General features: G+C 72.6%; 11 protein-coding genes. 4 read left to right on the top strand and 7 right to left on the bottom strand.

Translation table 11 applies throughout. The annotated features are described in order from the left end of the window. Window positions 1-35 precede the first annotated feature (35 nt). Window positions 36-905, bottom strand: a complete 870-nt coding sequence (locus tag OG252_RS48020; protein ID WP_329344452.1) for a LysR family transcriptional regulator — start codon at window positions 903-905, stop codon at window positions 36-38. Window positions 906-1,072: 167 nt separating this feature from the next. Between OG252_RS48020 and OG252_RS48025 the strand changes: the two genes are divergently transcribed. Continuing rightward, window positions 1,073-2,068: an aldo/keto reductase gene (locus OG252_RS48025; protein WP_329344454.1), complete on the top strand. Its 996-nt coding sequence runs from the start codon at window positions 1,073-1,075 to the stop codon at window positions 2,066-2,068. Window positions 2,069-2,225: 157 nt separating this feature from the next. After that, window positions 2,226-3,767, top strand: a complete 1,542-nt coding sequence (locus OG252_RS48030; RefSeq protein ID WP_266446128.1) for a helix-turn-helix domain-containing protein — start codon at window positions 2,226-2,228, stop codon at window positions 3,765-3,767. Window positions 3,768-3,914: 147 nt separating this feature from the next. On the opposite strand, the gene OG252_RS48035 is transcribed toward OG252_RS48030, so the two are convergent. The 6 genes from OG252_RS48035 to OG252_RS48060 are packed head-to-tail and all read right to left on the bottom strand — an operon-like array spanning window position 3,915 to window position 9,416. Continuing rightward, entirely contained in the window at window positions 3,915-5,150 is a 1,236-nt protein-coding gene (locus OG252_RS48035; protein ID WP_329344457.1) for a cytochrome P450 family protein, read from the bottom strand. Further along, window positions 5,147-6,385, bottom strand: a complete 1,239-nt coding sequence (locus tag OG252_RS48040; RefSeq protein WP_329344459.1) for a cytochrome P450 — start codon at window positions 6,383-6,385, stop codon at window positions 5,147-5,149. The genes OG252_RS48035 and OG252_RS48040 overlap by 4 nt, the downstream gene beginning before the upstream one ends. Continuing rightward, window positions 6,382-6,990 carry a GTP-binding protein gene (locus tag OG252_RS48045; protein ID WP_266446135.1) on the bottom strand — a complete coding sequence of 203 codons (609 nt, stop codon included), beginning with the start codon at window positions 6,988-6,990 and terminating at the stop codon, window positions 6,382-6,384. Before OG252_RS48045 ends, OG252_RS48040 begins: the two co-directional genes overlap by 4 nt. Then, window positions 6,962-7,336 (bottom strand): DUF742 domain-containing protein, encoded by a 375-nt coding sequence (locus OG252_RS48050; protein ID WP_266446138.1) that lies wholly within the window; start codon window positions 7,334-7,336, stop codon window positions 6,962-6,964. The genes OG252_RS48045 and OG252_RS48050 overlap by 29 nt, the downstream gene beginning before the upstream one ends. Continuing rightward, window positions 7,333-7,755 carry a roadblock/LC7 domain-containing protein gene (locus OG252_RS48055; RefSeq protein ID WP_266446140.1) on the bottom strand — a complete coding sequence of 141 codons (423 nt, stop codon included), beginning with the start codon at window positions 7,753-7,755 and terminating at the stop codon, window positions 7,333-7,335. The genes OG252_RS48050 and OG252_RS48055 overlap by 4 nt, the downstream gene beginning before the upstream one ends. Then, window positions 7,752-9,416: an ATP-binding protein gene (locus OG252_RS48060; RefSeq protein WP_329344463.1), complete on the bottom strand. Its 1,665-nt coding sequence runs from the start codon at window positions 9,414-9,416 to the stop codon at window positions 7,752-7,754. Before OG252_RS48060 ends, OG252_RS48055 begins: the two co-directional genes overlap by 4 nt. 269 nt (window positions 9,417-9,685) lie before the next feature. Here OG252_RS48060 and OG252_RS48065 point away from each other — a divergent pair, with 269 nt between their 5' ends. Next, a complete protein-coding gene (locus tag OG252_RS48065; RefSeq protein ID WP_266446145.1) occupies window positions 9,686-9,922 on the top strand; it encodes a hypothetical protein in 237 nt (78 codons plus the stop codon). A gap of 327 nt (window positions 9,923-10,249) precedes the next feature. After that, window positions 10,250-11,974, top strand: a complete 1,725-nt coding sequence (locus tag OG252_RS48070) for a fatty acyl-AMP ligase (protein WP_329344466.1) — start codon at window positions 10,250-10,252, stop codon at window positions 11,972-11,974. The last annotated feature ends 147 nt before the right edge of the window (window positions 11,975-12,121 follow it).

Raw genomic sequence — 12,121 nt, forward strand, 5'->3', positions numbered from 1 at the left:
GGTCGGGGAATGGCGTGGGCGGGATGGTGTGCCGGTCACGGGAGCGGTGTGAACGCGGCCACGAACTCCGCCACCTCGGGCCGGGCGTCGTCGGCGCGCCACACCAGGGCCAGCTCCGCCGGTGCCAGGCCCCGCACGGGGCGACAGATCACGTCGGGGCGCGGGTAGAGCCGGGCGTTGCCCTCCGCCAGCAGGGCCACGCCCAGTCCGGAGGCGACGGCCTCGAAGGTGTCGGCGGGAGACGTCACCTCGGTGCCGATCCGGGGCTCGAGGCCCTCGCGCGCGTCGGTGGCCAGCCAGAAGTCCCGCACCGGTCCGGCCGAGCGGGGCAGTGCCAGGAAGGGTTCGTCGGTGAGGTCGGCGAAGTCCACCGTCGGCCGGGCGGCGAGCCGATGGCCGGCCGGCAGGGCGACCCAGCGGTCTTCGCGGACCAGCGTGCGCGAGACGAGGCCGGGCGCGGGCAGCGGCAGCCACAGGAACGCGACGTCAGACCCTCCGTCGCGGAGCCCCGCGGTCGGGTCCTCCCAGCTGACCAGCCGCAGGGAGATCCGCCAGCCCTGGTCCCGGAACCGGGCCAGCGCCTCGCGCTGCAGGTCACGGCCGACGGCCGTCTGCATGCCGACGGTGAGCGAGAACGTCGGACCGGCGGCCCGCGCCTCCCGCCAGGCCTCGTCCCAGGCCGCCACCAGCTGCCGGGCCTTCGGCAGCAGAGCCTGTCCCTGGGGCGTCAGGACGACCTCGCGGGGCCTGCGTTCCAGCAGCGGAAAACCCAACTGCCGCTCCAGCGCCCGGATCTGCTTCGACAACGCGGGCTGTGAGATGAAGAGCTTCTGGGCCGCCACGGTGAAGTGCAGATGCTCCGCGAGCACCGTGAAGTACCGAAGGTCGCGCAGATGAACGTCCATAACCAACGGTTATAGCGCTAGGTCTTGGACGACGGCAGGGAACCGGGGACAGGCTGGGGCCATAAGAGACCGCAAGACATCGAGACCGCAAGACATCGAGACCGCAACAGACCGAGACCACAAGCGATCCAAGAGATCGCACGAGACCGGACACCAGGAGCAACCCGATGACCACCCTGCCCCGCCGTTTCCTCGGCGACCTCGAGACCTCCGCGATCGGCTTCGGCGCGATGGTGCTGTCACCCGGCATGTACGGCGAGATCGACGACGAGCGAGCCGTCGCCGCACTGCGCGCCGCACTCGACGAGGGCGCCACCCTGATCGACACCTCCGACGGCTACGGCGCCGACGGCCACAACGAACGCGTCGTCGGCGAGGCCCTCAAGGGCCGCCGGGACGGCGTGGCCGTCGCCACCAAGTTCGGCTTCCGCGTCCCCGAGGGCGCCGAGGGCCACCGCTTCCCGGTGTCGTACGCCTTCGGCGAGCTCGCCGTGAACGCCGAGCCCCGCTACGTACGCGGGTACGCCGAGCAGTCGCTGCGCAACCTGGGCACCGACGTGATCGACCTGTACTACCCGCACTTCCCCGACCCGCAGGTCCCGCTGGAGGACACCGTCGGCGCCGTCGCGGACCTCGTGAAGGACGGCCTGGTGCGCCACCTGGGCCTGTCCAACGTCACGGCCGACCAGCTGCGCCGGGCCCACGCGGTCCACCCGGTCGCCGCGGTGCAGACCCAGTGGTCGATGTGGCAGCCCGTCGAGCCCGAACTGCATGCGGCCGCCCGCGAACTGGGCGTCGGGATCGTGGCCTGGAGCCCGCTGGGCGGCGGCTTCCTGGCCGGCACCGTGCAGAACCTCGCCCAGGACGACTTCCGCCGCAACATCCCGCGCTTCGACGAGGCCAACCTCAAGACGAACAACGACCGTTACGCCCCGCTGCGCGGCATCGCGGCCGACCTGGGGCTGACCCCGGGCCAGTTGGCGCTGGCGTGGCTGCTGCACCAGGACGACCACGTGGTGCCGATCCCCGGCAGCCGCACCCCGGCCCACATCGCCGAGAACCTCTCCGCCGCCCGCGTCGACCTGCACGCCGACACCCTCGCCCGCATCGACGAGGCCCTCGCCGGCTTCGACCCGCAGGGAACGGGCTCGGTGCTCACCTGAATCCAGCCACGGCGAGCGGCCTTGACTCTCCCGGCGACCACCGGCACGTTCGCGTGGGTGACGGGACGAGCGCTCGCCCGGGCGGAGGTCCGGCAGGTGTGAGGTAACGTCCCCGACCGAAATGCCGGGCGATGCGAGGGGCGAGGAGAGGGCCGACGTGGCTGGCCGAGAGGACGGATTCCGTCACCCGGAGGTGACGGGCACGGACGCGGCATGGGCGCAGGAGTTGCTCGACCAGCTGCGGCCGACCGGGCGCGACGTACGCCGGGTCGTCGCGTGGCTCGCCGACGCCGTGCGCGGCGAGGCCTCCCTCCAGGACGGCGCCGGCGTGCTCCTCGGCGGCAGCCCGGTGCGCCTGGACGCGGATCGTGACGCGGGCCTGGTCGCGGACATCGTCGCCGGGCGTATCGCCTCCGCCGCGTGGGAGGGGGAGGGCCGGCACCTGCGGCTGGTCAGGGTGGAGCGGCCGGCCCCGTCCTCGGCCGGCGTTCTCGCGGTGGCGCGCGCGTCGCCGTTCGACCGGCGGGCGTCCGACATCGTGACGCACACCGCGCAGGTCGTCGAACTGCTGCTGCGGGCACGTGAGTCGACCGTCGCCGGACGCCGGCTGGAGCGGGCGACCTCCGATCTGCGGCTGGCGATCCTGCAACTGCTGATGGTGGAGGACACGGTGTCCGCCCGCCGGGTCGCCGCGGGCCTGTGGCCGGGGCTGCTCGACACGGACACGGCCTGCGTCTACGTCCTCGAGGGCGACGCCGAGGAACGCGACCGCATCGCCGAGGAGTGCCTCGCGGCGATCCAGGAGCAGGCCCTCGTCGTGCGCTGCCCCGCCATGGACGGGCACGTGATCGTCGTGACCCCCTGGGACGCGGTCGGTGAGGCCCTGCGATCGCTCATCGGGCGCAACCCCGGCGTCTTCCTCGGCGGCAGCGTCCGGCAGAGCCTGGCCCGCACGGCCACCGCCTACGGGCAGGCCGTCAGCGCCCTCGCCGTCGCGCACTTCCGGCCCGACAAGGCGGCCGTCTACGCCGAACGCACCCACCCCGAACGTCTGATGGACCCCGGCGCCCTGCGCGACTGGACCGCCCAGGTGCTGCGCCCGCTCGACACCCTGCCGCACCACACCCGCGCCGAACTCCTCGCCACCACGCGGCTCGGGCTGGAGTTCACCGCCGTCAACGCGGCGAAGGTCCTCGGCGTCAGCCGCAACACCGTCCGCGCCCGGATGGAACGCGTCGAAGGCATGCTGGGCACCGACTTCTCCGACCTGACCGTCCGCGCCGCCGCCCACCTCGCCCTCAACACCCAGGTCGGCCTGGCCGAGATCCCGGCCGCGCGGGGTGCGGAGCAAACCGCCCCCACCCGGCTCGCCGACCTTCTCGCCGGAACCGCGGTCCACACGTGGGCGCACGGCCTCCTCGGCCGGCTGGACGCCGACGCCCGGGACCTGCGCCGGACGCTGCGCACCTGGATCGCGGCGGGCGGGAACTCCGAACGGGCCGCCCAGACACTCGGCATGCACGCGCAGACCGTGCGCGAGCACGTCCGCAGCGCGGAACCCGTCCTCGAACGCCGGCTGCTGGCCGCCGGCAGTGATCTCTACGAGGTCGTCCTGGCCCACCTGGTCCTGGGCGACCTCGAACCGCCCGTCCTCGACCGGGCGAAACCGGGCCATCCGGACTCACCTGTGCACGGGTGAGCCCTGTGCACGGCACAGCGGGCATCGACGCGATTCACATCTGTTCCGTTTCACACGTAAGTTCTAGGCACCGCGGGGGCCCGACCGGAACGGGGGACCGGTCGCGCTCCCGCGCCTCACTTCCGCGCAGGCGTACTGACCCTCCGGTCAGCGGTGCAGCCGTACCGGAATCTCCTGCCAGCCGAACGCGATGAACGACGGAACCTGCCGCAGCTCGTCCGCGTCCACGGCCGGCCGCAGGTCCGGGAACCGCTCGAACAGCGCCGGCAGTGCGGTCAGAGCTTCCGTACGGGCCAGCGGCGCGCCGATGCACCGGTGCACGCCGATCCCGAACGCCAGGTGGTCGTCGGCCCCGCGCGCCGCGTCGAAGGCGTCCGCGTCCGGCCCGTAGTGCGCGGGATCCAGGCCCGCGGCGGCGTACGTCGTGATGATCGCGTCCCCGGCCGGAACGGTGACGTCGCCGACGGTGAGGTCGCTGACGGCGAACCGCAGCGGCAGCGAGGCGATGGAGGGGTGGACCCGCAGTGTCTCGTCGACCACCGCGTCCCAGCCGATCTCCCCGGACCGTACGGCCGCCAGCTGCTCGGGACGCCGGAGCAGGGCGACGACCGCGTTGCCGATGAGGTTGACCGTCGTCTCGAATCCGGCGCCGATGACCAGCAGCAGCGTGTACAGGAGTTCCTCGTCGCTGAGCCGGTCGCCGTCCTCGTCCCGGACCCGGATCAGTTCCGTCGTCAGGTCGTCGCCGAGGTGCTCGCTGCGGTGCGCGATGAGCGCGGGCAGCACCGTGCCGATCTGCTGCTGCACGAACGCGGCGTGCTCCGGGCTCGGGTCGGAGGTGTCCATGATGGCCGCGATCAGCCGCCCGGTGTCCGCCCGCAACTCCTCGGGCACGCCGAACAGTTCGCAGATGACCTGCATCGGAAGGGGCTGAGCGAGCCCCGCCTTGATGTCGACGACGTCGGTGTCGGCGGCCTCCAGCGCGTCCAGCAGCTCCGTGGTGATCGCCTCCACCCGCGGCCGCATCGCCTCGGTGCGCCGGTGCGTGAAGCTCGGCGCGACCAGCTTGCGCAGCCGGGCGTGGTCGGCGCCGTACGTCGAGAGCATGTTGACCACGCCCACCCAGCCCAGGACCCAGCCCCAGGACGGGTGTTCGTCGACCTCGGGCCACAGCCGCCAGTGCTTGCGGGGATCCCTGCTGACCCGCGGGTCGAGGATGAGGCCCTTGAGGACGTCGTAGCCGGTGGGCGCCCAGGCGGGGATGCCGCCCGGCAGCTCCACGGGCACGATCGGGCCGAGGGCGCGCAGCCGGGCGCTCTCGCCGGCGATGTCGGATCCGAAGGGGTCGATGACAAAGCGGTCGATGCGGTCGGTCGCGGTCACGACGGGGCTCCTGGCTGGTCGGGGGAGCGGGGGCTGAACCGGACGGGCAGCGAGGTGAGCGAGCGGTGGAACGGGCCGGGCCGCCAGCTGAGGCGCTCGCGGGGGACGACGGGTTCGAGGTCGGGCAGCCACTGGGTGAGCTGTTCGATCGCCTCGGTCGCGATGAGCAGTGTGTGCTGTTTGACCGGGCAGGCGTGCGGGCCGGCCGACCACGACAGGTGCGAGGCGTCCTTGGGGTGGCGGCCGCTGGTGACCTCCTGCTCGGCGCTGTGGGCGAGCGCCCCGTAGGAGATCACGACCGGGACGGCCGCCCTGATCCACACCCCGTGGAGGGTCACGGGACGGCGGGCGTAGTGGATGCCGTAGTTCGCCAGCGGTGTCTCGTGGTGGAGCACCTCGACCACGGCGTCCGTCACGGTCCGGGCACCGCTGGTGAGGGTGGAGTAGTAGAGCGGGTTGCCGAGGATCCGCGACAGCGCGTTGGACACCAGGTTCGCGGTCGGCTCGTGCCCGGCGCCGAGCGTCAGGAACACCTGCCAGGCGACCTCCTCCGGGGTCAGCCCGGCCGGATGGTCCAGGAGCCGGCTCGGCAGGTCGTCGCCGCGCCGCTCCGTCTTGGCGGCGATCAGTCCAAGGACGTACCTGCTGAACTCCACCTCGCCCCGGGCCGCTTCGGCGCCGCCCTCCATCATCTTGCCGAGCGCCGAGTCGAGCCCGTCGCTGCGACTGTCCGGCAGCCCGAAGAGGCTGTTGAACACCAGCGCCATCAGCGGCCGCGCGAACTCGCCCACCAGATCCGCCTCGCCGCGCGGTCCGATCCGGCTCACCAGCAGACGCACCGCCCGGTGCACCCGCGCCCGCAGGTCGTGCGGCTCGACCTGCTCGAAGGTGTCGATCAGCGCACCGCGGTAGCGCAGGTGGGCGGCGCCGTCCGCGAACAGCGAGTTGGGCCGCCAGCGCATCATGCCGAGCACCGGCGAGTCGTCCGCGACCGTCGACTCCCAGGGCCGCGGGTCGTGCGAGAACGCGTCCGTGTCGTTCAGCAGATCCAGCGCGGCCCGCCGGTCCGTGACGACGTACGCCGGCACGCCCGGCGACAACTCCGCCCAGCCGACGGGGCCTTGGGCCCGCAGGGCGGCATAGTAGCGGTACGGGTCCAGTGCGAAGCCGTCCTCCCACAGCCGCACGGGCGTCGAGCGGGAGAAGGTCTGCTGGGGCGGCGGATAGGTGGTCACCGGTGCTCCGGGGGGTGGCGGTCGATCAGGTGGTGGACCAGCGCGAGCAGCGCGTCGATCGAGGAGTTGGCGTCCCTGGCGTCGCACGTCACGATCGGCGTGCCCGGCTCCAGATCCAGGGCGGCGCGCACCTGCGCCTCGGTGTAGTGGCCCGGCGCGTCGGGGAAGGCGTTGAAGGCCACCGCGTGCGGCAGCCCGGTCTCCTCCACCAGCCCGAGCACGTCGAACGACGCGTCGATCCGGCGGCTGTCGACCAGCACGAGGGCGCCGAGTGCCCCGTACGCGATGTCGTCCCACACCGACCGGAACCGCTCCTGGCCGGGCGTGCCGAAAAGGTAGAGCACGATCCCGCCCGGCAGGCTGATCCGCCCGAAGTCGACGGCGACGGTCGTCGTCGACTTGTCCCGTACCCCGTCAAGATCGTCCACCCGCGCGGAGGCCTCGCTGAGAGGCTCCTCGGTGTGCAGCGGACGGATCTCGGACACCGAGTCGACGAGTGTCGTCTTGCCCACCCCGAAGGGGCCCGCGACCAGGATCTTGACCAGGTCACGAGCCGTGTCGGGCAGGTGGATCCCGCTAGTCGTGCTTGAGGGTGCGCAGGCCATCGGCCACTCTCTTCAGCAGGTCGGGGTCGAAGCGTTCGGCGGGCGGGATCGGCGGGCGGGCCAGTACCAGGTCCTGGTCGATCAGGTCGGCGGCCAGGACCCGGACCGCCGAGACCGGCAGCCGCAGCAGCGCCGCCGCCTCCACGACCGTGAGCGACCCGTCCTCCAGGGCGTCGAGCAGGGCGAGCGCGGCGGCGGGCAGACCGGCGGACAGCCCTGTCGCCACCGGCACACCGCTGCGGGTGAGCACCGACAGCCGCTCCAGCTGCGGCCTGCCGGTCCGGGCCACGCCGCCCGTCGACAGATACGCGGGAACCAAGGGACGGCCGGCCCGGCGGCCGGTCATGCCGGTGTGCCGCCATCGGCCCCTCGGGTCGCCGCGGCCATCGCCTTCTCGCCCAGCCGCGCCACCTGCGAGTGCACGCGGTGCGCGAGCAGGTCGAGGCGCACCTCGCCGTCCCCGTAGGCGGCCACACAGGTGCCGTGGTCCGTCGGCACGATCAGGACGTAGCCGTGGTCCGACTCGACGACGACCTGCCGCACCTCGGCCCGGTCGGCGTCGGCGAACGCGGCGGCCGCGGCACGGCACGCGCCCTGCACGGTGCTCGTGATCGCGGCGACCCGCTCGGCCGAGGCCTGCGACAGCGCCTCCGTGTAACCCGTCACCAGTCCGTCCCTGGTCAGCAGGACGGCGGCGACGACATGCGGAACCTGCAGGATCGGTTCGAGCACCCACGCCTGGTCGCCCGCATCGCGGCTGGTCATCGAGCCGCTCCCCCTTCGTAGTCGGTCTGTCCGTAGTCGGCCTGTTCGGTGTCGTGCGCAGTCGCTTCCGGTACGGCGGTCTCCTCCCGTACGGCGATCCGCGCGCCCTCGGTGTGCCCGCGGGCCGCGGCGGTGCCGGACTGCAGTGCGCCGAGCGCGGCCGCGGCTTCCTCCGGGCGGCTTGCCGGCTGGTCCGGCGCGGGTGCGTCCGGGGTTGCGCCGCGGGTCCGGCGGCGCCGCTGCGGCAGTCCGCCCGCGTCGGTCTGCGATGTCTGATGCCCCGGTACGGCGGTTTCCTCCGGTACGCCCTCGGTGTGCCCGCGGGCCGCGGCGGTGCCGGACTGCAGTGCGCCGAGCGCGGCCGCGGCTTCCTCCGGGCGGCTTGCGGCCCGCTCCGGCGCGGGTGCGTCCGGGGTTGCGCCGCGGGTCCGGCGCCGCCGCCGCGGCAGTCCGCCCGCGTCGGCCTGCGATGCCTGATGGCCCGATACGGCGGTGGCGGCGTCGTCGCTCGGCTCGGCCCCGTACTCGTGGCTCTGCTCGCCATCGTCGTGGCCGTGGGAGACGGCGACCGGTGCCTGCGGTGCGGACCTGCGGGTCGAGCGCGGTGTGCTGGCCGCAGGCGGGTGCTCGACGGGGTCGATGCGGCTCAGGAGGTGACTGTCGACCCTCAGCACCGCGCGCACCCCACCGTAGGGCGACGGCGAGGAAAGGTCCACGCCCAGGTCGAACTGCCGGGTGAGCTGGCCGATCGCGGCGAGCCCCATGCGCGGCGGATCGCCGAGGTCGGTGAGCAGGATCGGCTCGGAACCGGCCACCAGCCGCCGCGCACGGGCCCGTTCGTCCTGGGTCATGCCAAGGCCCGCGTCGTCGACGGTGACGCAGACGCCGTGATGGACGTGCTCCAGATTGACCAGGACGTCGGTGTCCGGCGCGGAGTGCCGCAGCGCGTTGTCGAGGAGCTCCGCGACGATGATCGCGACCGGTTCGACGGCGTGCGAGACCAGCGCGGTGCCCGGTTCCAGATGGTTGTGCACCCGGACCCGGTGGTAGCCCGCCAGCCGGGCCTGGCCGCCCGTCACCGCCTCCACCAGATGCGACTCCTCGCGGGCGAGTCCGACCCAGGCCCCGCACACCACCGCGGCGACCTGCGCGCGCCGCAGCGACTGCTCGTTCTCGTGGTCCAGTTGGAACAGCGTCTGTGCCAACTCGGGGTCGTCATAGCGCTGTTGCAGTCCGCGCAGCGCGTCCTGGAGCCGGTACAGCGCGGCCTGGATCTCGCGGGTGGCCCCGCGCATCCCGGCCTGCGCGGCCGCGTCGATCCGGGTGCGCTGCGCGGCCAGCTCGGCCCGCAGCCCGCTCAGCACGTTCTCCAGCGCGAGGCCGAGCGGTGCCCCGGCGATCTGCGGATCCAGGGGGCCCGGGACGACCACGTGCGGATGGGCCAGTCGGCGGGCGGCGGCGGGTACGCGCTGCGCCGCCAGGTGCTCCACCTCGGCCGTGAACACCCGTACCACGCCGTCGTGTTGGGCGCGCAGCGCGGTGATCTCCGTACGTTGCGCGGCCTGTTGGCGCCGAGATCGCAGCAACCCGCCGCCGAGGACGAGCGCGGACAGTGTGCCGGCGGCGAGACCGCCGGCCACCAGGTCCGGTAATTCGATCATCGAATCGGTTCCAAGGGAAAGTCGGGAGAGATCCGTGAGGGGGTGGGGAGAAACCGGGCAGCGGAGAGCACGAAGCCCTCACGCGAGGCACCCGCAGCACAGTACACACCGTCATCGACCGGTCTCGCACGGTCGATGGAAACATCGCTTCGAAAGTGCCCGGACTCTGTTCGCTTCTGTGGCAACTGTCGGAATTGCTGGGCGGTGTGCCCGGCCAGAGGGCGGGTACCCGGGCGGTCCCGGAACGTCTACCGCTGGAGGAGGTCCGAATGACCAGCAGCACGGAGACCGGCGGCGTGACCGGTACGCCGGACAAGGACTACAACCTGATCTGGTATGTGGAAGCGTGCCTGAGCAACGCGTTGCGCCTGGAGAGCTACATCCAGGACGCCGAGCGCGAGAAGGACAGCGAGGTCGCCGACCTGTTCCGCAAGGCCCAGGCGGACAGCCGCAAGGGTGCCGAACTGGGCAAGGGGCTTCTGCGCGCCCGACTCGACGGCGGCTGACGGCAACCGGCCCGCAAGGCCCGGACACCGAGATGCTCGGTGTCGGGGCCTTTTGCGTGCAGCCGTCCCATGATGAGCGGGCATGTCGTTGAGCTCTCAAATTCCGTTTGACGCACAGGGTTTACACTGTGGCGGCCCGCCGGGGCCGTAGGGCTTGCTAGCGTGTTACTCGCCGGTAGCAAGTGGTGTCGCGACACCTCGGGCGAGCGGTCGAGAGGGACGGACGGGCAAGGGGGCCGGTCCGCCCGCGGCTTGCGTGCCCACCCTTGCCGTGACTCTCGAACTCCAGTTCCTCGCCACCTATCCAGACAGGTGAGACACGTACATATGGCTCGTTCCCTGGTCGACCTGCTGACCACGCACGCCTCGCACCAGCCCGACCGGACCGCGTACCGCTTCCTCGTCACGGGCGACTGCGGCGGGGAGATCCAGGACATCTCCTACGGGCGTCTGGCCGGACGTGCCCGGGCCGTCGCCGCCTGGCTCCAGGAACGCGGCCTGACCGGGTCCAGGGCCATGCTGCTCTACCCGCCCGGCCTGGAGTTCATCACCGGCTACCTGGGCTGCCTGTCCGCCGGGGTCGTCGCCGTTCCGGGCGTGCCCCCGCAGGGCCGCGCGCAGAACCACCGTGCGCTGACCCGGATGAGACGCCTGATAGCCGATGCGGACGCCAAGGTCATCCTGGGCGGCCGCGAGGTGATCGCCGCCCTGACCGGCATGGCCGAGCAGCTGCCCGAGCTGGCCGACCTCACCTGTGTGGCCACCGAGGACATCCCCGACGAGCAGGCCGCCTCATGGCGCGAACCCGAGCTCACCGCCGACTCGGTCGCCTTCCTCCAGTACACCTCCGGCTCCACCTCCGCCCCCAAGGGCGTGGTCGTCACCCACGGCAACCTGCTCGACAACGAGCGGGTCATCACCGAACGGATGGGCCACACCCCGGACACCATCGAGGAGTACGGCCGCGAACTGATCGTCAGCTGGCTGCCGATGTACCACGACATGGGCCTCATCGGCCCGGTCCTGAACACGCTCTACCTCGGCGTCACCGCCACCCTCTTCTCCCCGCTGCACTTCCTCCAGCGCCCCGACCGCTGGCTGGAGGCCGTCAGCCGGTATCGCCCGCACACCAGCGGCGGCCCCAACTTCGCCTACGAGCTGTGTCTGAAGCACGCCACTCCGGAACGCGTCGACGAACTCGACCTGACGTCCTGGAAGGTCGCCTTCAACGGCGCCGAACCGGTACGGCCCGCCACCCTGCGGCGCTTCACCGATACCTTCGCCCCGGCCGGCTTCCGCCGCGAGGCCTTCTACCCCTGCTACGGCCTGGCCGAGTCCACCGTGATGGTCACCGGCGGCCGGGTGGACACTCCGCCCGCTCTCCTCGCCGCCGCGGACACCGGACCGCACGCGGGCGAGGCGGACGCGGCGGCGGTCGGCTGCGGCCGGCCCGGCCCGGGCGTGACCCTGGTGATCGCCGACCCCGAACGTCACGAGGAACTCCCCGAGGGCGAGGTCGGCGAGATCTGGGTCGCCGGCGCGAGCGTCGCCAAGGGCTACTGGCGAAACACTCTCGCCACCCGCGAGACCTATCGCGCCACCCTCGCCGGCCGCGCGGGCCGCTTCCTGCGCACCGGCGACCTCGGATTCGTGCGCGAGGGCGAACTGTTCGTCACCGGCCGCCTCAAGGACCTCATCGTCATCGACGGCCGCAACCACTACCCGCAGGATCTCGAACTGTCCGCCGAGATGGCCCACCCCGCCCTGCGCCCCGGCTGCACCGCCGCCTTCTCCGTCGACGGGGGAGACGGGGGAGTGGAGGGCGAGCAGGTCGTCCTCGTCGCCGAGGCGGCCCCCGAGGCCGCGGGCGAGGCGGAGAAGATCACCGACCTGATCCGCAGCGCGATCGGCGAGGCGCACGGCGTGCCCGTGCGGGACGTGGTCCTGGTCCACCCCGGCACGATCCCCAAGACGTCCAGCGGCAAGATCCAGCGCCACGCCTCCCGAGCGGCCCACCTCGGCGGCACCCTCGCCGTGCTCGCCACCCGCTGAGATCACCCGCCGTCGGCGCACACCCCTTGGCGCCGACGGCGGCCAGGCGGCCGTACACCGGCCGCGTGTTCCGTCGTACGCCCGCCCCGCCGGCCGTATCGCCCTTTTCGCCCGTACGGGAATCAGCCCGAGCCCGACGTCACGAGG

The sequence above is a fragment of the Streptomyces sp. NBC_01352 genome (assembly GCF_036237295.1).
Lineage (GTDB): Bacteria > Actinomycetota > Actinomycetes > Streptomycetales > Streptomycetaceae > Streptomyces > Streptomyces plumbiresistens.

Excerpts from the sequence above, each read along its gene's own strand:
- OG252_RS48020 (WP_329344452.1), bottom strand. The coding sequence starts at position 905 with ATGGACGTTCATCTGCGCGACCTTCGGTACTTCACGGTGCTCGCGGAG.
- OG252_RS48025 (WP_329344454.1), top strand. The coding sequence starts at position 1,073 with ATGACCACCCTGCCCCGCCGTTTCCTCGGCGACCTCGAGACCTCCGCG.
- OG252_RS48045 (WP_266446135.1), bottom strand. The coding sequence starts at position 6,990 with ATGGCCTGCGCACCCTCAAGCACGACTAGCGGGATCCACCTGCCCGAC.
- OG252_RS48050 (WP_266446138.1), bottom strand. The coding sequence starts at position 7,336 with ATGACCGGCCGCCGGGCCGGCCGTCCCTTGGTTCCCGCGTATCTGTCG.
- OG252_RS48055 (WP_266446140.1), bottom strand. The coding sequence starts at position 7,755 with ATGACCAGCCGCGATGCGGGCGACCAGGCGTGGGTGCTCGAACCGATC.
- OG252_RS48060 (WP_329344463.1), bottom strand. The coding sequence starts at position 9,416 with ATGATCGAATTACCGGACCTGGTGGCCGGCGGTCTCGCCGCCGGCACA.
- OG252_RS48065 (WP_266446145.1), top strand. The coding sequence starts at position 9,686 with ATGACCAGCAGCACGGAGACCGGCGGCGTGACCGGTACGCCGGACAAG.
- OG252_RS48070 (WP_329344466.1), top strand. The coding sequence starts at position 10,250 with ATGGCTCGTTCCCTGGTCGACCTGCTGACCACGCACGCCTCGCACCAG.